Source organism: Pseudomonas asgharzadehiana, assembly GCF_019139815.1.
GTDB classification, from domain to species: domain Bacteria; phylum Pseudomonadota; class Gammaproteobacteria; order Pseudomonadales; family Pseudomonadaceae; genus Aquipseudomonas; species Aquipseudomonas asgharzadehiana.
The window spans coordinates 4,922,689-4,941,425 of the sequence record NZ_CP077079.1; the positions used below are offsets into that span (position 1 = coordinate 4,922,689).

The 18,737-nt window shown below is 59.6% G+C and carries 21 protein-coding genes; 11 read left to right on the forward strand and 10 right to left on the reverse strand.

Features of this window, described 5'->3' with window-relative positions; translation table 11 throughout:
* The first annotated feature begins 14 nt into the window (after window positions 1-14).
* Complete coding sequence (locus tag KSS96_RS22295) at window positions 15-269, forward strand: helix-turn-helix domain-containing protein (RefSeq protein ID WP_017529124.1); 255 nt, start codon at window positions 15-17, stop codon at window positions 267-269.
* A 206-nt stretch (window positions 270-475) separates the two neighbouring features.
* Here KSS96_RS22295 and KSS96_RS22300 read toward each other — a convergent pair whose 3' ends face one another.
* Complete coding sequence (locus KSS96_RS22300) at window positions 476-958, reverse strand: GyrI-like domain-containing protein (RefSeq protein WP_017529125.1); 483 nt, start codon at window positions 956-958, stop codon at window positions 476-478.
* Window positions 959-1,153: 195 nt separating this feature from the next.
* On the opposite strand from KSS96_RS22300, the gene alaC reads away from it, so the two are divergent.
* Window positions 1,154-2,365 carry an alanine transaminase gene (gene alaC / locus KSS96_RS22305; RefSeq protein WP_017529126.1) on the forward strand — a complete coding sequence of 404 codons (1,212 nt, stop codon included), beginning with the start codon at window positions 1,154-1,156 and terminating at the stop codon, window positions 2,363-2,365.
* 80 nt (window positions 2,366-2,445) lie between these two features.
* Here alaC and KSS96_RS22310 read toward each other — a convergent pair whose 3' ends face one another.
* On the reverse strand, window positions 2,446-3,798 hold the full coding sequence (locus tag KSS96_RS22310; RefSeq protein WP_017529127.1) for a GntP family permease: 1,353 nt from the start codon (window positions 3,796-3,798) through the stop codon (window positions 2,446-2,448).
* An 83-nt stretch (window positions 3,799-3,881) separates the two neighbouring features.
* Window positions 3,882-4,415 (reverse strand): gluconokinase, encoded by a 534-nt coding sequence (locus KSS96_RS22315; RefSeq protein WP_017529128.1) that lies wholly within the window; start codon window positions 4,413-4,415, stop codon window positions 3,882-3,884.
* Between the two features lie 212 nt (window positions 4,416-4,627).
* Between KSS96_RS22315 and gntR the strand changes: the two genes are divergently transcribed.
* From gntR to KSS96_RS22335, 4 genes are all read left to right on the forward strand, one after another.
* Complete coding sequence (gene gntR / locus KSS96_RS22320; RefSeq protein WP_026067363.1) at window positions 4,628-5,659, forward strand: HTH-type transcriptional regulator GntR; 1,032 nt, start codon at window positions 4,628-4,630, stop codon at window positions 5,657-5,659.
* Window positions 5,660-5,973: 314 nt separating this feature from the next.
* On the forward strand, window positions 5,974-6,204 hold the full coding sequence (locus KSS96_RS22325; RefSeq protein WP_017529130.1) for a DUF6124 family protein: 231 nt from the start codon (window positions 5,974-5,976) through the stop codon (window positions 6,202-6,204).
* A gap of 186 nt (window positions 6,205-6,390) precedes the next feature.
* The gene (locus tag KSS96_RS22330; protein ID WP_017529131.1) at window positions 6,391-7,026 is read left to right on the forward strand and encodes a glutathione S-transferase family protein; all 636 of its coding nucleotides are present in this window, start codon (window positions 6,391-6,393) and stop codon (window positions 7,024-7,026) included.
* A 161-nt stretch (window positions 7,027-7,187) separates the two neighbouring features.
* Window positions 7,188-7,685, forward strand: a complete 498-nt coding sequence (locus KSS96_RS22335) for a hypothetical protein (RefSeq protein ID WP_017529132.1) — start codon at window positions 7,188-7,190, stop codon at window positions 7,683-7,685.
* 72 nt (window positions 7,686-7,757) lie between these two features.
* Here the strand turns inward: KSS96_RS22335 and KSS96_RS22340 are convergent, their stop codons facing one another.
* Entirely contained in the window at window positions 7,758-8,627 is an 870-nt protein-coding gene (locus KSS96_RS22340) for a LysR family transcriptional regulator (protein ID WP_017529133.1), read from the reverse strand.
* Window positions 8,628-8,724: 97 nt separating this feature from the next.
* Between KSS96_RS22340 and gstA the strand changes: the two genes are divergently transcribed.
* Window positions 8,725-9,327 carry a glutathione transferase GstA gene (gene gstA / locus KSS96_RS22345; RefSeq protein ID WP_017529134.1) on the forward strand — a complete coding sequence of 201 codons (603 nt, stop codon included), beginning with the start codon at window positions 8,725-8,727 and terminating at the stop codon, window positions 9,325-9,327.
* A 232-nt stretch (window positions 9,328-9,559) separates the two neighbouring features.
* A complete protein-coding gene (locus tag KSS96_RS22350; RefSeq protein WP_217855331.1) occupies window positions 9,560-9,967 on the forward strand; it encodes a GNAT family N-acetyltransferase in 408 nt (135 codons plus the stop codon).
* Between the two features lie 46 nt (window positions 9,968-10,013).
* On the opposite strand, the gene def is transcribed toward KSS96_RS22350, so the two are convergent.
* The 3 genes from def to KSS96_RS22365 all read right to left on the reverse strand — a co-directional run bounded on the left by def (window position 10,014) and on the right by KSS96_RS22365 (window position 11,866).
* Entirely contained in the window at window positions 10,014-10,553 is a 540-nt protein-coding gene (gene def / locus KSS96_RS22355; protein ID WP_217855332.1) for a peptide deformylase, read from the reverse strand.
* A complete protein-coding gene (locus KSS96_RS22360) occupies window positions 10,550-11,500 on the reverse strand; it encodes a YihY/virulence factor BrkB family protein (protein WP_017529137.1) in 951 nt (316 codons plus the stop codon). Before KSS96_RS22360 ends, def begins: the two co-directional genes overlap by 4 nt.
* A 180-nt stretch (window positions 11,501-11,680) precedes the next feature.
* Window positions 11,681-11,866, reverse strand: coding sequence for a CsbD family protein (locus KSS96_RS22365; protein WP_017529138.1), 186 nt, complete (start codon window positions 11,864-11,866; stop codon window positions 11,681-11,683).
* A gap of 200 nt (window positions 11,867-12,066) precedes the next feature.
* On the opposite strand from KSS96_RS22365, the gene KSS96_RS22370 reads away from it, so the two are divergent.
* Window positions 12,067-12,444: a hypothetical protein gene (locus KSS96_RS22370; protein WP_017529139.1), complete on the forward strand. Its 378-nt coding sequence runs from the start codon at window positions 12,067-12,069 to the stop codon at window positions 12,442-12,444.
* 57 nt (window positions 12,445-12,501) lie between these two features.
* Here the strand turns inward: KSS96_RS22370 and fadD1 are convergent, their stop codons facing one another.
* Window positions 12,502-14,193: a long-chain-fatty-acid--CoA ligase FadD1 gene (gene fadD1, locus KSS96_RS22375; protein ID WP_017529140.1), complete on the reverse strand. Its 1,692-nt coding sequence runs from the start codon at window positions 14,191-14,193 to the stop codon at window positions 12,502-12,504.
* A gap of 383 nt (window positions 14,194-14,576) precedes the next feature.
* On the reverse strand, window positions 14,577-16,265 hold the full coding sequence (fadD2, locus tag KSS96_RS22380; protein WP_217855333.1) for a long-chain-fatty-acid--CoA ligase FadD2: 1,689 nt from the start codon (window positions 16,263-16,265) through the stop codon (window positions 14,577-14,579).
* A gap of 212 nt (window positions 16,266-16,477) precedes the next feature.
* On the opposite strand from fadD2, the gene KSS96_RS22385 reads away from it, so the two are divergent.
* Together KSS96_RS22385 and KSS96_RS22390 are read left to right on the forward strand one after the other, a co-directional pair.
* Entirely contained in the window at window positions 16,478-17,422 is a 945-nt protein-coding gene (locus tag KSS96_RS22385; protein WP_068937289.1) for an alpha/beta hydrolase, read from the forward strand.
* 57 nt (window positions 17,423-17,479) lie between these two features.
* Window positions 17,480-17,950 (forward strand): MaoC family dehydratase, encoded by a 471-nt coding sequence (locus KSS96_RS22390; protein WP_065876700.1) that lies wholly within the window; start codon window positions 17,480-17,482, stop codon window positions 17,948-17,950.
* Between the two features lie 137 nt (window positions 17,951-18,087).
* Here KSS96_RS22390 and KSS96_RS22395 read toward each other — a convergent pair whose 3' ends face one another.
* Window positions 18,088-18,555, reverse strand: coding sequence for a ferritin-like domain-containing protein (locus KSS96_RS22395; RefSeq protein ID WP_017529144.1), 468 nt, complete (start codon window positions 18,553-18,555; stop codon window positions 18,088-18,090).
* Window positions 18,556-18,737 lie beyond the last annotated feature (182 nt).

The window sequence follows — 18,737 nt, forward strand, 5'->3', positions numbered from 1 at the left end:
AACGAATACGTAACATGGACGCCTCGGTTATTACCCAACGACTCGGTCATCAAATCCGCGCCATGCGCCTCAATCGGGGCTATAAACAGGCCGACCTGGCGAAGCTTGCGGGCATTACCCGGCAGAAACTGATTGAAATTGAACAAGGAAGCCTCTCGGTTTCCATGAATGCTTACGCCCGGGTGATGGCGGCCTTGGGCAGCGAGGTCAAATTGGTACCCGTGACCCTGCCGACGCTGGAGGAGTTAGAGGATTTGTTCGATGAATAGCCCAACGCTTCGAGTGCGTACCCCAAACACGCATCCAGACGTTCCTCCAGACGCTTGAAGTCGTGCTCAAGCGCGAAGACGATTACTGCCGGTCAGCGCCTGAAGTGGCGAAAGCCATACGGCAATCCGCTGAGGTTTACCAACGCAGCTTTGGTGGCTGAGGTGCCTCTGCAGGCGCCGGCAAGCCGGCACCCGCATGATTGCAGTCAGCCGCGCTCTCCAACCGGTAACCAGATCTCCACTGTGCCCGTGCCTTTGCGCGCATCAAAATCGGCGCTGTAGCGCTCGAAATCCGCGCCCATCACCTTGTAGCCCGAGTGCGGCAGCCACTCGAACATGATGCGCTCGTAGGTCTGTTCCAACGCCTGCACCGGGCCGTGATGCGGGAACACGGCATAGTTGAGCGGTGGAATTTCGATCACTTCAAAGTTGCTCGGCACCGCGCTTTTAGCCGGGACTTCCACGCCGGCCATGTAATCGAATTCGCCATGGTGGGGGTTATGGCAAACCCCATAGGTCACACCGCCGACACGCTTTTTGATGTCTTTGACGCAGGTGTCGAACAACTCCCACAACCTGGGTATATCGCCGACGGTGGCCTTCGAATAACGCCCTTGTACCCCGGCGATCACCAGCGCCTTGCCTGCTTCCATGCGTGGCTCCAGCGGTTGTCTTGTCTGCTGATCCATACGAACAGTCTCCTTCTTATGAGGGAACAAACCCGCATCGAGTATAGGGGCATTTTCACGCAGCGCTTCAACCGGAAAATTTTCCTACGCATCTAGACAACTGGCCATCACGGACCGTATTGTCTGCCCCGCAGGCCACCGCAGTGGCCGACGTCGCTCGGACGGTTCCGGGCGCTTACGTACTTCGAGGCAACAATGGCCGAACAAGGTTCGCCGCGCCGCTTTGCGCGCATCGATCGACTCCCCCCTTACGTATTCAACATCACTGCCGAGCTGAAGATGGCTGCGCGTCGGCGCGGCGAAGACATCATCGACTTGAGCATGGGTAACCCCGACGGCGCCACGCCGCCGCACATCGTCGAAAAACTCGTGCAAGTGGCCCAGCGTGAAGACACCCACGGCTACTCCACCTCCAAAGGTATTCCGCGGCTGCGCCGGGCGATTTCGCGCTGGTACAAAGACCGCTATGAAGTGGACATCGACCCCGAGTCGGAAGCCATTGTGACCATTGGTTCAAAAGAAGGCCTGGCGCACTTGATGCTGGCCACGCTGGACCAGGGCGACACTGTGCTGGTGCCCAACCCGAGCTACCCGATTCACATCTACGGCGCGGTGATTGCCGGCGCCCAAGTGCGCTCGGTGCCGCTGGTGCCCGGCGTGGACTTCTTCGACGAGCTGGAGCGGGCGATTCGCGGCTCGATCCCCAAGCCGAAGATGATGATTCTCGGCTTCCCGTCCAACCCCACCGCGCAGTGCGTGGAGCTGGATTTCTTTGAACGGGTGATTGCGCTGGCCAAGCAATACGACGTGCTGGTGATCCACGACCTGGCCTACGCCGATATCGTCTACGACGGCTGGAAAGCCCCGTCGATCATGCAGGTGCCGGGCGCCAAGGACGTTGCGGTGGAGTTTTTCACCCTGTCCAAGAGCTACAACATGGCCGGCTGGCGCATCGGCTTTATGGTGGGCAACCCGGAACTGGTCAACGCCCTGGCCCGCATCAAGAGTTACCACGACTACGGCACCTTCACCCCGCTGCAGGTGGCGGCGATTGCGGCATTGGAAGGCGACCAGCAATGCGTGAAAGACATCGCCGAGCAATACCGCCAGCGCCGCAATGTGCTGGTCAAGGGCCTGCATGAGCTGGGTTGGATGGTCGAGAACCCGAAGGCGTCGATGTACGTCTGGGCCAAGATCCCCGAACAGTACGCCGCCATGGGCTCGCTGGAATTTGCCAAGAAGCTGCTGCTGGAGGCCAAGGTGTGCGTGTCACCGGGCATCGGCTTTGGTGAGTATGGGGATGATCATGTGCGCTTTGCGCTGATCGAGAACCAAGACCGGATTCGCCAGGCGGTACGCGGGATTCGCGGGATGTTCAGGGCGGATGGGCTAGTCGCTAAAGCCTGAATCTGACTCGGTCAAAATGTGGGAGCAAGCCCCCTCCCACATTTTAATTGGGTTATCAGCCCGGTTTCATTGGGTGTCTGTTAGACCACCAACGACAGCAGCATGATGAAGATCAGTGCCACGATGGACAGGATGGTCTCCATCGCCGTCCAGGTCTTGAAGGTTTCTGCCACGGTCATGTTGAAGTACTGCTTCACCAGCCAGAATCCCGCATCGTTGACGTGAGACAAGATCAACGAGCCCGCCCCCGTCGCCAACACCAGCAATTCGCGGTTAACCCCTGGGATCATTCCTACCACCGGCACCACGATGCCCGCGCCAGTGATGGTCGCCACGGTCGCGGAACCGGTGGCCACGCGGATCACCGCCGCCACCAGCCACGCCAGCAGAATCGGGTTGATCTGCGCGTTCACCGCCATATGGCCGATCACGTCACCCACGCCGCTGGTCACCAGCATCTGCTTGAAGCCACCACCGGCACCGATGATCAGGATGATCGCGGCGGTGGGCGCCAGGCTTGCGTCGAGCAGCTTGAGGATCTGCTTGGCGTGGATGCCCTGGCGAGTGCCGAAGGTATACAGCGACAGCAGCAGCGCCAGCAGCAAGGCGGTGATCGGGTGACCGATCATGTCCATCCAGTTGCGCACTACGTTGCCTTCGGCAAACGCGATGTCGGCGAAGGTTTTGAGCAGCATCAGGAACACCGGCAACAGCACGGTGACCAGGGTGATGCCGAAGCTTGGCAGCGACTTGTTATCGGTCTCGCGGGCCAGTTGGTCGACCAGCTCCTGGGACGGGTTGCCGGGGATGTACTTGGCGATGAACGTACCGAAGATCGGGCCGGCAATGATGGCAGTCGGCAGGGCGACGATCAGGCCGTACAGGATGGTCTTGCCGATGTCCGCGCCAAACACGCCGATGGCCAGCAGCGGGCCCGGATGCGGTGGCACCAGGCCGTGCACCGCCGACAGGCCGGCCAGCAGCGGGATGCCGATCTTGATCAACGACACGCCGGTGCGGCGCGCAACAATAAACACCAGCGGGATCAGCAGTACAAAACCGATCTCGAAGAACAGCGGGATGCCCACCAGGAAGGCGGCAAACATCATGGCCCACTGGACCTTGTCCTTGCCGAAAGCGCGGATCAGGGTCTGGGCGATCTGATCGGCGCCGCCGGATTCGGCCATCATCTTGCCGAGCATGGTGCCCAGCGCGAGGATGATGCCGACAAAGCCGAGCACCCCGCCAAAACCGTCCTGGAACGCCTTGATGATCTTGTCCACGGGCATGCCCGAGGTCAGGCCGAGGAAGCCGGCCGCGATGATCAACGCAATAAAGGGGTGAACCTTGAACTTGGTGATCAGAACGATCAACCCGATGATGGTGACGACTGCATCTAGCAGCAGGTACGACTCGTGGGACATGCCAAACATGGGGGTCTCTCCTGTTTGTTGTTGTTATTAAAGCGGGTGTTGAATTTCCTGCCGGGGATAGCGCTATCTTTTCCGGCAAAAAATTAATCAGTTCGTTCAAAACCGTGCAGAAGCCACCAGGCGTTGGTTTGCTCGGCCAGGGCCTCAACGCTGTCTTCGCTGGCGTTGAGGGCCAGGGTCAGCGGCTCGCCTTTGGGCGATTCAAGGGTGGCGAACTGGCTGTCTATGAGGCTTGCCGGCATGAAATGGCCGGGGCGATGGGACACGCGGTCCGAGGCCACTTCACGGGTCAGTTCCAAAAAGACGAAACCCAGGCCCGGCGCGGCTTCACGCAGGTGGTCGCGGTATTTCTTCTTCAGGGCTGAACAGGTGAGCACCGGATGTTCACCGGCTTTAAGAGAGCGGCGCAGTTCATCGCAGAGGATGTCGAGCCAGCCGGCGCGGTCGTCGTCGTCGAGGGGGTGGCCTGCGCTCATCTTTTCGATGTTGGCGGCGGGGTGAAAGCTGTCGCCTTCAATGGCAGTGGCGCCGTTCAGCCGGCACAGGGCCTCGCTGACACTGGTCTTGCCGCAGCCGGCGACGCCCATGATGACCAGGGCGGTAACAGGTTGACTCATGAAACACCTCAAGACGCAGATAGCGCTACCTTTGCACGCCTTGAGGCGAGTGCAAAAACAGGCTTTTCCCGCGCCGTCTTGTCATTTTTATGGAGTGACGCGTGCATCCGCTCCAATCATTTGAACCGGATCAGGCAACCCAGAGTTCAATAATTTGCAGCCATTTGGAGACAGCGCTACCTTAGTGCCTCGATTTTTGTTTGGCAAGCCGCCTGATGACCTCCAAGAACGATAAAAATACGCGCACCACGGGTCGCCCGACCCTTAACGAAGTCGCCCGCCTGGCCGGCGTCAGCCCGATTACCGCTTCCCGCGCCTTGCGTGGCATCAGCACCGTGGCCGTTGAGCTGGTCGAAAAAGTGCAGCACGCCGCCGCCGAACTCAACTACGTGGTCAACCCCGCCGCCCGCGCCCTGGCCTCGGCCCAGAGCCATTCGGTGGTGGTATTGGTGCCGTCGTTGTCCAACCTGCTGTTCATCGAAACCCTCGAAGCCATTCACCAGGTGCTGCGGCCCAAGGGCTTCGAAGTGCTGATCGGCAACTCCCACTATTCGCGCGATGAAGAAGAAAACCTGCTGCGCAACTACATGGCCTACCAGCCTCGGGGTTTGCTGCTGACGGGGTTCGATCGCACCGAAAGCGCCCGACGGATGGTCGAGGCCAGTAACGTGCCCTGCGTATACATGATGGACCTGGACCCGAATGCGGGCGTGAACTGCGTGGGCTTCTCGCAACTGGCCGCGGGCGAAACAGCGGCGGCGCATTTATTGTCCCGTGGGCGCAAACGCCTGGCCTATATCGGCGCCCAGTTGGACCAACGCACCCTGCTGCGCGGCGAAGGGTTCCGCCGGGCATTGCAACAGGCGGGCAAGTACGACCCGGCGTTGGAACTGCTCACGCCGCGCCCGTCTTCCGTGGGGCTGGGCGGTGAGTTGTTTTTGCAACTGCTGGCCGCGCATCCGGATGTGGATGCGGTCTTCTTCGGCAACGACGACCTGGCCCATGGCGCCCTGCTGGAAGCGATGCGCCATGGTATTAAAGTGCCGGAGCGCGTGGCGGTGCTGGGCTTCAACGACTTGCCCGCGTCGGCGTTCATGGTGCCGCGCTTGAGCAGCATCAGCACGCCACGGGAAGCCATTGGCCGGCGCGCGGCGGAACATTTGTTGACGATCATGGCGGGTAACAAGATCGCCAAACCGGTGGTGGATATGGGGTTTGAGTTGCAGGTACGGGAAAGCACGTAAGACGCCTGTAAGACGGGGCTGACATCGCGGTAAGCCCCTTGCCCGGTTGCCTACGCTTACGTCAGAATCCGCCGGCTTGTGTGCCTGGGAGGTGGTCTTTAAGGTTGGCCGGTCGCTGAATTTTTCGGTGATCGGGTTTAGTAGCCCGACTATTGGTCACTCTTAGTGCATGAGCCTTTTCTGTTTTATGGCGGCTGTGCGTAGGGCATCTTCGGGTGCGCCGGCTTTGAGTGTCCACCGGTCTACTAACCTGCGTACAGCTGCCACCCTCGTTGAGTAGCGATGAGGTATCAGCCACATCAGGTACGTCAACAATGCAAAGCATCCCCACGCATACGCTCTTCACTGTCACTCCTGGTTCCTCCACCGAAACCCTGCTGATCAACAGCTACGAAACCGTGTCTGCCGTGAGCACCTTGTTGCTCGACCTGTCCAATGACCTCAGTGGTAAACAGCGTGATGTGGCATTGGCCATTCATCAACTGAGCGAGCTGTCCGTCTTGCTGGTGGGCAAAGCCATGGACCAACATACTCCGCGCTGTTAAGACCTTTACTCGGTCAAAATGTGGGAGGGGGCTTGCTCCCGATGACGGCGTGTCAGCCAAGTATTCATTAGCTGGACCACTGCTATCGGGAGCAAGCCCCCTTGTTTTACCGTGCCCGCTTGGGCATCTCGCCGTAGCGTGCAGGCCCTGCTAGATTGTCTCCCTCTCCACTGCCAGGGAATCACCATGGGACACTCACTGAAAATCCTCGGCCGCACCTCTTCCATCAATGTGCGCAAAGTACTCTGGACCTGCCACGAACTGGGCATCGACTACGCGCACGAGGACAACTGGGGCATCGGCTTCAAACCCACCCAATCCGCCGAATTCCTCGCCCTCAACCCCAACGCGCAAATACCGGTGCTGATCGACGACCATGGCGTGCTGTGGGAATCCAACACCATCTGCCGCTACCTCGTCAGCCTCTATCAGCGCCACGACCTGTTGCCCGCCGAACCCGCGCCACGGGCGCGGGTGGAGCAATGGATGGACTGGCAGGCCACCGAACTCAATCCGTCTTGGGGTTACGCTTTCCATGCCTTGGTGCGCCAGCACCCCGACTATCAGGACCCGGAGCGTATCAAGGCCGGTGTAAAGGCCTGGAACGACAAGATGGGTCTGCTGGAGCAGCAGCTCGCGAAAACAAAGGCCTACGTCGCCGGTGAAGAGTTCACCCTGGCCGACATCCTCATCGGCCTTTCGGTGCACCGTTGGCGCATGACACTCCCGGAGCATCCGCCCTACCCTGCCATCGCGGCCTACTACGAACGCCTCAGGCAACATCAGGGCTTCAAGAACTTCGCCCTCGACGGTCACAACTAGAATCGGCAAGACGTTTTCCCGAGTCGGACGGCAACGCCTGGCCGCTGGCGGCACAAGTCTTGCCGCAGCGGCCATGCCATCCCCAACAAACACGGGGCTTTGATGCCCGGCACGCTATTTGCTCCAGCGGTTGCACCGTACATTTTCCCAGGTGACCGATCATGCTGGTTAACAACAACACCCAAGCCCTGTCGACCGTGCAACAGATCAAGCGGCCCGACATGGACCCCGCCAACGCCGCCGCCAGCGCGCTGTACAGCGGTGCCCTGCAAGCGGTGCAACAAAGCGTGACCGTGCCGGCCGCGCAGAAGGAACTGGACAAGGCGACCGATCGTATCGATGAAGCCTTCGCCAAGACCCGCGTGCAGTTACAGGCCAGCGCAGCAACCAGCGATGTGCCGTCGACCACGGCAGCTTCGGGCGCGCGCGCCGAGTTCACCGACTACATGAGCAAATCCCCGGCCGAGCGGATTCGTGAGCAGTTGCTCAAGGAGCAAGGCTTGACCGAGGCGGATGTGCAGACCATGTCGCAGGAAAAACAGGACGCTATTTCCAAGCAAGTGGCCGAGCGCCTCAAGCAGCAGCAAGAGCAGCAGGTAGCGGCGAAAACGGCAGACCCGCAGGCCCGGACAGTGAAAGAAACCCTGGCGGCAATCTAGGCCGCGCCGCTGGCCTGATGCGTGTGGTTTGAGCGGGCGATCAAAACGATGACAGGGGTTTGCGCAAGGCTGCTATTGAGCCAGCATTTGCAACAAGGCGCTGGCACTGGAGGACAGCGGGCGTCGTGGGGTTGCCACCAGCGCAAATTCACGATGCACCGGCACCTTCAACGGCATGACGCGCAAGCCTCGGCGCTCGACGGGCAAGGTCATTTCCGGCACCAGGGTCACGCCCACTCCTTCACGCACCAGGCTGAAGGCGCTGCTCCATTCGCGCACTTGCACGCGGATATCGCCCAGCGCCAGCCCGGCCTCGGCGCCAAGGCTGCGGGCATTGGCGGTGCAGCCGCCGGTGGCGAGTACAAAGGGTTGTTGAAGTAATTCTTCCAGCGACACGCTGGCCTCAGAGGGGCGCTGTGCCAGTGCATGGTCCGCGGGCAATACTGCCAGCCACAGGTCACGCCCCAGCAATGTGGCATTGCGCTCAGGCTGGGGGTTGAGCACCACGCCCAGGTCAATCAGGCCGGCCTCGAGCAAGGTGTCCACTTCGCTGTCGGTCACTTCAAGGGGAGTGACCTCGATACCTGGATACAACTGGGCGAAACGCTGCAACTGCGGCGTTAGAAACTTAGCCAGCACACTCGGGAAACTGGCGATACGAATGCTCCCACGCAGCATCGGCCGGGCATGATCCACAGTGCGGCGAATCGTCTGCAAGGCGCCCAGCATCACCCGCGCCTGTTCGATCACGCTCAATCCCAGGGCAGTGGGCAAGGTGTTGCGCGGGGCTCGGGTGAACAGTTGCGCGCCCAGGGCCGCCTCCATGCCGGCCATGGCCTGGCTGGCGGCGGATTGGGTCATGCCCACGCGCTCGGCGGCGGCGGTGATGCTGCCGTGGTCGGCCACGGCCACCAGAAGGCGCCAGTGCATCAGATTCATCATGGCAGTCGCTGTCCTTATGGCAGGGCGCTGAAGGTTTAATTTTACCCACGGTGGCATGCCCGCGAGACTGGCGCAAATTCTGCGGAGCCGCCCCCTGATGAAACTGTACTTTTCTCCAAACGCCTGCTCCCTCGCCCCGCATATCGTGCTGCGCGAATTGGCGCTGCCCTTTGACCTGGTGCGAGTCGACAACCAGGCAAAAACCACCGCCGATGGCGAAGATTTCTTGCAGATCAATCCCAAGGGTTATGTGGCGGCGCTGCAACTGGACAATGGTCAGGTGCTGACCGAAGCCAGCGCCATCCTGCAATACCTCGCCGACCTCAAACCCGACGCTGAGTTGGCCCCGGCCAATGGCAGCTGGGAGCGCGTGCGCTTGCAGGAATGGCTGAACTTCATTGCCAGCGAAGTGCATGGCGGGTTAGCGGTGTTCTTCAACAGCGCGATCCAAGGTGACATCAAGGCGATGTTCATGGCCACGCTATTCAAGCGCTTTGCGATTCTGGTACAGACGCTGGAGCGGCAGGACTACTTGATGGGTTCACAGTTTTCGGTAGCGGATGTGTATTTGTTCGTGGTGCTGCGCTGGGCCGACATTCACGCGATCAATCTGCGCGAGTGGCCGGCGCTGGCAGCGTTTCAACAACGGGTAAGTGCACGGCCAACGGTGATTGCCGCGTTGGCCGCTGAAAACCGCTGAAGCTAAGGTGATCAGTGCCCGAACAGCCCGGTTTCGGTCTTCTTGGCTTTTTTGTCGGCACGTTTTTCATCGGCGGTCTTTGCCGGTTTTTTCTTCGAGGCTTTCTTTGAATCCATACCTTTGGCCATGCTGCGTACTCCACTGTAAGGGGATGCAGCATTGGGTATACCACCTATTACCCGGCAGAAGGCGCTTATAATCGCCGGCTCTTCATAACGCGTGCTTGAACACCATGCCCGAGTTGCCCATTGATCTGCTGGCAGAGCCCCTGTGGCCGCTGCTGAACAAGTTTTATCGCCGCCATGACTCTTCGATGAAAGCCCTCAAGGGTGGACGACTATGGGTTGTGCGGGATACAGAAATTGTGGCCGGGCTGTGCCTGAGCCCCGTGGTGGGTGGGCAGTGGCTGACGGGGATGTTCGTCGACCCGGCCTATCGCGGCCAGGGGCTGGCGACGCGGTTGATTCAACAGGCGGTCGCCGGGGTGGACGGCACGGTGTGGCTGCTGTGCCATCCGGATCTGGAAGGTTTGTATCAGCGCATGGGGTTTTCCCAGGACACCGTGCTGCCGCAGTCGCTAAGTGAGCGGTTGGTGCGCTACAGGCGTAATAAGCCAATGATTGCGATGGGTTTGCAATAACCAGGGTAGCGAGGCAAGCCCTCCACCCGTTTGATCGGTGTGGACGTTATTCGTCGGCCGTCGGATCCATGTCCGGGAACATCACCTCGATAAATCCGAACTTGCTGAAATCGGTAATCCGCGACGGGTACAACCGACCGATCAGGTGATCGCATTCATGCTGCACCACCCGCGCATGGAAACCGTCGGCAAAACGCACAATCGGCTCGCCCTTCGGGTCAAACCCCTCATAGCGAATCTGCTGGTAACGGTTCACCGCGCCGCGTAACCCCGGCACGGAAAGGCAGCCTTCATAGCCCTCTTCCAACACCGAACTGAGCGGCGTGATCAGCGGGTTGATCAGGATGGTCTGCGGTACCGGCGGTGCATCCGGGTAACGTTCGCTGGCTTCGAAGCCAAAGATCACCAATTGCAGGTCCACGCCGATCTGCGGCGCGGCCAGGCCTACGCCACCGACATGCTCCATGGTCTGGAACATGTCGTCGATCAATTGCCACAGCTCGGGGCTGTCGAACATTTCCGGCGGAACCGCAGGGGCGATGCGCAGCAGGCGTTCGTCGCCCATTTTCAGGATGTCACGGATCATTGATCAGGCTCGACGGGGGTGGGTTTGGAGTGGTCCCGGCCGAGACCGGAGACATGCTGTTTTTCTTGCGCGGGCTCATCGATCCCCTTCGCGCCGGGCGCCTTGCCTTCGGCCGACATGTGCTCGATCACTGCATTCATCTCGGCACCGAGCAGCAGCACGGCGGCCGAAATGTAGAAGTACAGCAGCAGCACAATGATCGCGCCGATACTGCCATACATGGCGTTGTAGTCGGCAAAGGTTTTGACGTAATAACCAAAGCCCAGCGACGCGACGATCCACACCACCACCGCCAACACCGAGCCTGGGGTGATAAAGCGGAATTGCTGCTCCACGTCGGGCATCACGTAGTACATGAGGGCCACGGCGAACATCAGCAGAATCACGATCAGCGGCCAGCGCACGATGGTCCACAGGGTAACCACGAACTCCTGCATGCCGATCTGCCCGGCCAGCCACTCCATCACCTGCGGGCCGAGCACCATCAGCGCGGCGGCGGCCAGCAGCATGCCGGCGATGCCGACGGTGTAGAAAATCGACAGCGGGAAACGCTTCCAGATCGGCCGGCCTTCCACCACATCGTAGGCGGCGTTCATCGCGCTCATCATCAGGCGCACGCCGGCTGAAGCGGTCCACAACGCAATCACGATACCCACCGAAAGCAGGCCGCCCTTGGACTGTTGCAACTGGTCGATCACCGGGTTGACCTGCTCCAGGGCCTGGGGCGGCAATACCAGCTCCGACTGCAGGCGCAGCCAACTGAAAAAGTCCGGCAAGTGCAGGAAACCGATCAGGGCAATCAGGAACAGCAGGAAGGGAAACAGCGAAAACAGCATCTGGTAGGCCAGTGCCGAAGCGTAGGTGGACATCTCGTCATCGACGAATTCCTTGACGGTGCGCGCCAGTACCTTGTGCAGCTTGAGACCATCGAGAACCGGAAAGATCATAGCGTCTCCTTTCGCCGCAAAGAGGGTGAGGTCGTGGGCGACTCAGGGGCCGTTTTCTACATCAAAGTAGCCCATTTGGCGACTTTGAAACAATTTCGAAAGTTTAGTTGCAGTAACCGATACAAAAACGGCCATCCGTGGATGGCCGCAGCGCTGCATCAAGACCGCCGGCATATCGATTTACCGGGTGGCTTTTTTTACCGCATCTTTGGTATCGCCGACCGCTTGCTGCACTTCGCCTTTCTTCTCCTGGATCACACCTTCCGCGCGCAGCTTGTCGTTGCCGGTGACTTTGCCGACGCCTTGCTTGATGTTGCCAGCTGCTTCGTTCGCCAAACCTTTTGCCTTATCTGATGTGCTGCTCATGGTATTTCTCCGAAGGAACAATCAAAGGTTTTGGTCATTGCGTAGCGATTGACCCGAGGCCGTTCGACAGAGTTTCAATTATTTTGCGGCAGGCATTTCATCGAAAGCGGCAGGTTTGGCTTTATGTTTTGTGGCCAACCCACGAGAATGCCCGGCACATTCAGGCTATAACGCTGAATAACAGATCCCGTAGGAAGGTTATGAAACTCAATAAAGCACAGGCCATCGCCCGCAGAAACCAGGAATTGGGCGGTGCCGTACTCGGCGTCAACAACTGCCACTTCACCGACCTGGACCGCAAACGCAACATCTGGTGGTTCGACCTGCCGGTAGGCCGTATTGCCGTCGGCCAGTACGAGTGGATTCACCTGTTGATGCACAACGCCGAGTCCGACCAGTTGCTGCACCTGAAGGTGCCGACGGCGTTCCTGCGTGAGAAGCTCGAAGGCTTGGTGGTGCGTAACGCGGGCAAGCGCAGCCCGGAGATCACCCTGGAGCTGAGCGCGGACAAGGATTCGTTCTTGAAGGATGTACGCCCGGCGGGTGCGGGTGTGAGCTTCGCGCAGTTCGCCCTGTAAGCACACAGGACAAAAAATGTGGGAGGGGCGCACCGTCCCTCCCACATTTGGACCGGGTTACTTTTTAAGGCCGAGTTTCTTCAACTCTTCATCACGCAACTCACGCCGCAGGATCTTGCCCACGTTGGTGGTCGGCAGCGCATCGCGGAACTCCACGGCCTTGGGCACCTTGTAGCCGGTGACGTTGGCGCGCATGTGTTCCATCACCTGCTCCTTGGTCAGGGTGGCGCCCGGCTTGACCACGATGAAGATCTTGATGTGCTCCCCGGACTTTTCGTCCGGCACACCAATGGCCGCGCATTGCAGCACGCCCGGCAGGGTGGCCAGTACGTCTTCCAGCTCGTTGGGGTACACGTTGAAGCCCGAGACCAGGATCATGTCCTTCTTGCGGTCGACAATGCGCATGTAGCCATCCGGCTGGATGATCGCGATATCACCGGTTTTTAGCCAGCCTTCGCTGTCGAGCATCTCGTCGGTGGCGTCCTGGCGCTGCCAGTAGCCTTTCATCACCTGCGGGCCCTTGACGCACAGCTCGCCGACTTCCCCCAGGGCCAACTCGACGCCGTCATCGGTGATGACCTTGCACAGGGTCGAGGGCACCGGAATGCCGATGGTGCCAAGCTGGATATGCTGGATCGGGTTGACCGTGGCCACCGGGCTGGTTTCGGTCATGCCGTAGCCTTCGCAGATGCCACAGCCGGTCACGGCTTTCCAGCGTTCGGCGGCCGCCAGTTGCAGGGCCATGCCGCCCGACAGGGTGACCTTGAGCGCGGAGAAATCCAGCTTGCGAAAGGCTTCGTTGTTGCACAGCGCCACAAACAGCGTGTTAAGGCCGACAAAGCCACTGAACTTCCACTTGGACAGTTCCTTGACCATCGCCGGCAAGTCACGCGGGTTGCTGATCAGGATGTTGTGGTTGCCGATCAGCATCATCGCCATGCAATGAAAGGTGAAAGCATAGATGTGATACAGCGGCAGCGGCGTGATCAGGATCTCGCAACCTTCGTTGAGGTTGGAGCCCATCAGTGCCTTGCACTGCAACATGTTGGCGACCAGGTTGCGGTGGGTGAGCATCGCCCCCTTGGCCACGCCGGTGGTGCCGCCGGTGTATTGCAGCACGGCCACCTCGCTGCTGGCCGGGCTGGCATCGCTGACCGGCTGGCCATGGCCTTTGGCGAGCACATCGTTGAACTTGATCGCGTGCGGCAAGTGGTACGCCGGGACCATTTTCTTCACGTACTTGATGACACTGTTGATCAGCAGGCGCTTGAGCGGCGGCAGCAGGTCGGCGACTTCGGTGACAATCACGTGCTTGACGGCGGTCTTGGGCACGACCTTTTCCGCCAGATGCGCCATGTTGGCCAGGCAGACCAGGGCCTTGGCGCCGGAATCGTTGAATTGGTGTTCCATTTCCCGCGCGGTGTACAGCGGGTTGGTGTTGACCACGATCAGGCCGGCACGGATGGCACCGAACACGGCGACGGGATATTGCAGGACGTTGGGCAGTTGCACGGCGATTCGGTCGCCGGGCTTCAAGTCGGTGTGCTGTTGCAGGTACGCGGCGAAGGCGCCGGACAATTCGTACAACTCACCGTAGGTGATTGTCTTGCCCAGGTTGCTGAAAGCCGGTTTGTTGGCGAAGCGCTGGCAGGACTGCTTCAGTACCGCCTGAATATTTGGATACTCGTCTGGATTGATGTCTGCAGCAATCCCGGCGGGGTACTTATCCTTCCAAAAGTCTTCGTGCATGGAAAGCCCACTCCTCAGCGACGCGAATTCATCATCGCATTTGATGCGATTATTATTGGTGTATGTTTTTTTAAGGTGAATCTGGCGCTTTCAAGCAGGCCTAGACGTCACAAAGCGCGCCGAGAGTAGCAGCTTTGCCAAGGGCCGACTAGAGCCAAACGAGGGCCCCACAGTCACTATCATGACTGTCCTACAATATTTGGTCACACTTTAAACAAAGCCGAAATGCCTCAGCGAGAGGCTCTGGAATAAGGCTTTCAGCACAACATAAAACACATGTGGGAGGGGGCTTGCTCCCGATGGCAGTGGGTCAGTCACACAGTTGGTGACTGAACGCCGCCATCGGGAGCAAGCCCTCTCCCACATTTTGAATCTATTTCAACTCAGGCGATGTCGCGCAGCTCACGCCGCAAAATTTTCCCTACCGGCGTCATCGGCAACGAATCGCGCAGCACAATCTGCTTGGGTACCTTATAGCCCGTGAAGTTGGCCTTGCAGTAACTCTTGAGCTCTTCAAGGCTCACGCCTTCGGCACGCGCCACCACGAACAGCTTCACCGCCTCGCCCGTGCGTTCGTCCGGCACGCCGATCACCGCACAGTTGGCCACCCCCGGGTGAGCCATCACCACGTCTTCGATTTCATTGGGGTACACATTGAAACCGGAGACGATGATCAGGTCTTTCTTGCGATCGACAATCCGTACAAAACCATCCTCATCAATCACCGCGATATCGCCAGTCCTGAGCCAGCCTTCCGCGTCCAGAGCCTCGGCGGTGGCGGCCGGCTGCTGCCAGTAGCCCTTCATCACCTGCGGCCCCTTGATGCACAACTCGCCGCGTTCACCCAGGGGCAACTCGACGCCATCATCATCAATCACCTTCATCGCGGTGGCCGGCACCGGAATGCCCACGGTGCCGAGGCGCGATTTGTTGCCATAGGGGTTGGTACTCGCCACGGGCGAGGTTTCCGTCAGGCCGTAGCCCTCGCCAATCGCACAGCCGGTCAGTTGCTCCCAGCGCTCGGCCGTGGCCTTGATCAGTGCGGTGCCGCCGGAGTTGGTGAGTTTGAGGTGGGAGAAATCCAGGCTCTTGAAGTCGGGGTGGTCCATCAACGCCACAAACAGCGTGTTGAGCCCCAGCAGCCCGGTAAAGCGCCACTTTTTCAGCTCCTTGATAAACCCGCCGATGTCCCGGGGGTTGGTGATGAGCACGTTGTGGTTGCCCGAGACCATCATGCACATGCAATTGGCGGTGAAGGCGTAGATATGGTAAAGCGGCAGCGGCGCGATCATCACCTCCTGCCCTTCCTTGATCAGCGGGTGGCCGTCCTCGCCGGTTTGCGACATGCAGGCACGCACCTGCTGCATGTTCGCCACCAGGTTGCCATGGGTGAGCATCGCGCCCTTGGCCAGGCCGGTGGTGCCGCCGGTGTATTGCAGCACGGCGATGTCATCCAGGCTCACCGGATGGCGCGTTACGCCCAGGCCGGCGCCCATGCGCAGCGCGCGCTTGAACGACACCGCGCGCGGCAGGTGATAGGCGGGGACCATTTTCTTCACCTTGTCGACCACGGTATTGATCAGCCAGCCTTTGGCGGCGGGCATGAAGTCGCCCATCCTGGCCTCGATCAGGTAGTCGATCTCGGTATCGTTGCACACCTCCTGTACCCGCGAACCGAACAGGTTGAGGTAGACCAGCGCACGCACGCCGGCGTCCTTGAACTGGTGGCGCATCTCGCGCGGGGTGTACAGCGGGTTAGTGTTGACCACGATCAGGCCGGCGCGCAGGGCGCCGAACACGGCAATCGGGTAATGCAGCAGGTTGGGCATTTGCACGGCGATGCGCTCGCCGGGCTTGAGGTCGGTGTGCTGTTGCAGGTAGCCGGCGAACGCCGCACTCTGGCGTTCAAGCTCGGCGTAGGTCAGGGTAATGCCCATGTTGCTGAACGCCGGACGGTCGGCAAAGGTCTTGCAGGAACGCTCGAAGACCTCGATCACCGACTTGTAGGCCGAGAGGTCGATGGCATTGGGAACCCCCGCCGCGCGTTTGTCATTCCAGAAATCAGGTTGCATTATTCTTGTCCTCTGTACCTGAAGGTGTCCGGCCGCTTATAAAAAGCGGAGCTTTGGGGACGTTAGCAGCTATAGCCAAACAGGCAAATACACTCAATCGTGTCATTGATTGTATGAATCTTGTCCCTGACGCGTAGGCAGATACCCCGCCCTCTGGCAGATGAGCTATACACTGCAACGACCCCCGAGCAACCTTGAAGAAAGGACGCGTCATGAACCACAGCACCCACTGGCTGACCGCGAATGACCACAGCCGCCTGTACGTCAATCAATGGATGCCCGACGAGCCGGCCCATGCGGTGGTCATGCTGTCCCACGGCATGGCCGAGCACAGCGGGCGCTATGCGCGGTTGGCCAAGGCCCTGTGCGCCGCCGGCTATGGTGTCTATGCGCCGGACCAGCGTGGCCACGGCCGCACCGCCGATGAAGGCACGCTGGGGTTGTACGCCGAGGAGGATGGTTGGAACAAAGTGGTGGGCGACCTGGCGAGTCTCAACCAGCACATTGGCCAGCAGCACCCAGGGTTGCCGATCATATTGTTGGGCCACAGCATGGGCAGCTACATCGCCCAGGCCTACCTGTTGCACCACAGCGCCAGCCTGCACGGGGCGATTCTCAGTGGGTCGAATTTCCAGCCGGTGGCGCTATACCGCGCCGCCCGCGTGATCGCCCGCGCCGAGCGTGTGCGCCAGGGTTTGCGCGGTCGCAGCGCGCTGATCGAGTTCCTGTCGTTCGGCTCGTTCAACAAAGCGTTCAAGCCCAACCGCACGGCGTTCGACTGGCTCACCCGCGACCCCGCAGAGGTGGACAAGTACATCAATGACCCGCTTTGCGGTTTTCGCTGCACCAACCAACTGTGGGTCGATTTGCTCGGCGGCTTGCAGCAAATCAGCAAAGCGTCCAACCTCGCGCAGATCGATCCGGGCCTGCCGATCCTGGTCATAGGCGGCGAATGTGATCCGGTGAGTGAGGGCAAGCGTCTCAACAGTCTGGCCACCGCCCTGCGTGAGGCCGGCTGTCAGCATTTGCAACTCAATATCTACCCGCAGGCGCGTCACGAAGTGTTCAACGAAACCAACCGCGATGAAGTCACCGCGGATGTGCTGACGTGGCTCGACCAGGCCCTGACCCTGCGCAGGCCGGTCCACTGCGAATAAATTCCGCTTAAAAATCAGCCTGTTAAATTACCGATTAGCCACAGGATGCACCTTTAGATGACCCAGGTAACCAATACCCCTTACGAAGCCCTCGAAGTCGGCCAGACCGCCAGCTACAGCAAGACCGTCGAAGAGCGCGATATCCAGTTGTTCGCCGCCATGTCCGGCGACCACAACCCGGTGCACCTGGATGCCGAATACGCCAAGGCCACCCTGTTCAAGGAGCGTATCGCCCATGGCATGTTCAGCGGCGCGTTGATCAGTGCAGCCGTGGCCTGCGAGCTGCCTGGGCCGGGCACCATCTATATTGGCCAGCAGATGAGCTTTCAAAAACCGGTCAAGATCGGCGACACCCTGACCGTGCGCCTGGAAATCCTTGAAAAACTGCCGAAGTTTCGCGTACGCATCGCCACCCGTGTGTTCAACCAGCGCGATGAACTGGTAGTGGATGGCGAGGCCGAGATCCTCGCGCCACGCAAGCAGCAAGTCGTGACCCTGACCGAACTGCCGCCGATCAGCATTGGTTGATTGCACTTTCATCATCAACACACAACAAATGTGGGAGGGGGCTTGCTCCCGATCGCGGTAGGTCAGGCACTTTATCGGTGACTGAACCACTGCCATCGGGGGCAAGCCCCCTCCCAGATTTTTTTACTGCGTAGGGCTTACGACTGAGCGCGTGCCTGGTTACGCAGGGCTTTTACCTGATCATGGTTGCGCTGTGCGCCATGGTACTGGCGCTCAACCAGGTCACGAATGCCCAGCAGGTTGTGCTGGTTGATCTTCTCGATCGCTTCACGGTAAGCCTTGAGTGCATGGTCTTCACCGCGCTCGGCTTCGTTCAGCACAGCCTCTTCGTCTTTGCCGGTCACCATCGACTTCACGTCGACCCAGCCACGGTGCAGTGCGCCGGCGACGCTGCCGGAATCTTCCGGATCACCACCCAATGCACGCACAGCGGTTTTCAGTTCGGCAGCGGCAGTCGCGCAATCAGCGGAGCGCTTGGCGAACAGCGCTTTGAGTTCTGGGTGCTTGATGTCTTCGGCACATTCCTTGAAACCCTTCTGGCCGTCGATGCTGGTCTCGATCAGGTCGTTGAGTACAGAGATCGATTCTTTATTGATGTCAGTCATTTTTCAATTCCTTATGTGGGTTGAGGAAGGTTGCCTAGATGATTGCAGCGCTCATGCCAGGTTTTGAAAAATTATTTTCCTTTGAATTTTCAATAAGTTATGAATTATTGAACCATCTGTATGTACGTTATTTGCATGATCTGTCATTTGGCCTTCATGCAGAATGCCTGTATTTTCCAAGG

Excerpts from the sequence above, each read along its gene's own strand:
- KSS96_RS22360 (WP_017529137.1), bottom strand. The coding sequence starts at position 11,500 with ATGATCTTTCCGGTTCTCGATGGTCTCAAGCTGCACAAGGTACTGGCG.
- fadD1 (WP_017529140.1), bottom strand. The coding sequence starts at position 14,193 with ATGCACGAAGACTTTTGGAAGGATAAGTACCCCGCCGGGATTGCTGCA.
- KSS96_RS22385 (WP_068937289.1), top strand. The coding sequence starts at position 16,478 with ATGAACCACAGCACCCACTGGCTGACCGCGAATGACCACAGCCGCCTG.
- KSS96_RS22390 (WP_065876700.1), top strand. The coding sequence starts at position 17,480 with ATGACCCAGGTAACCAATACCCCTTACGAAGCCCTCGAAGTCGGCCAG.
- def (WP_217855332.1), bottom strand. The coding sequence starts at position 10,553 with ATGATCCGTGACATCCTGAAAATGGGCGACGAACGCCTGCTGCGCATC.
- KSS96_RS22395 (WP_017529144.1), bottom strand. The coding sequence starts at position 18,555 with ATGACTGACATCAATAAAGAATCGATCTCTGTACTCAACGACCTGATC.
- KSS96_RS22295 (WP_017529124.1), top strand. The coding sequence starts at position 15 with ATGGACGCCTCGGTTATTACCCAACGACTCGGTCATCAAATCCGCGCC.
- gstA (WP_017529134.1), top strand. The coding sequence starts at position 8,725 with ATGAAACTGTACTTTTCTCCAAACGCCTGCTCCCTCGCCCCGCATATC.
- KSS96_RS22300 (WP_017529125.1), bottom strand. The coding sequence starts at position 958 with ATGGATCAGCAGACAAGACAACCGCTGGAGCCACGCATGGAAGCAGGC.
- KSS96_RS22340 (WP_017529133.1), bottom strand. The coding sequence starts at position 8,627 with ATGATGAATCTGATGCACTGGCGCCTTCTGGTGGCCGTGGCCGACCAC.
- KSS96_RS22335 (WP_017529132.1), top strand. The coding sequence starts at position 7,188 with ATGCTGGTTAACAACAACACCCAAGCCCTGTCGACCGTGCAACAGATC.
- KSS96_RS22350 (WP_217855331.1), top strand. The coding sequence starts at position 9,560 with ATGCCCGAGTTGCCCATTGATCTGCTGGCAGAGCCCCTGTGGCCGCTG.
- KSS96_RS22325 (WP_017529130.1), top strand. The coding sequence starts at position 5,974 with ATGCAAAGCATCCCCACGCATACGCTCTTCACTGTCACTCCTGGTTCC.
- KSS96_RS22330 (WP_017529131.1), top strand. The coding sequence starts at position 6,391 with ATGGGACACTCACTGAAAATCCTCGGCCGCACCTCTTCCATCAATGTG.
- KSS96_RS22315 (WP_017529128.1), bottom strand. The coding sequence starts at position 4,415 with ATGAGTCAACCTGTTACCGCCCTGGTCATCATGGGCGTCGCCGGCTGC.
- fadD2 (WP_217855333.1), bottom strand. The coding sequence starts at position 16,265 with ATGCAACCTGATTTCTGGAATGACAAACGCGCGGCGGGGGTTCCCAAT.
- KSS96_RS22310 (WP_017529127.1), bottom strand. The coding sequence starts at position 3,798 with ATGTTTGGCATGTCCCACGAGTCGTACCTGCTGCTAGATGCAGTCGTC.
- KSS96_RS22365 (WP_017529138.1), bottom strand. The coding sequence starts at position 11,866 with ATGAGCAGCACATCAGATAAGGCAAAAGGTTTGGCGAACGAAGCAGCT.
- KSS96_RS22370 (WP_017529139.1), top strand. The coding sequence starts at position 12,067 with ATGAAACTCAATAAAGCACAGGCCATCGCCCGCAGAAACCAGGAATTG.
- alaC (WP_017529126.1), top strand. The coding sequence starts at position 1,154 with ATGGCCGAACAAGGTTCGCCGCGCCGCTTTGCGCGCATCGATCGACTC.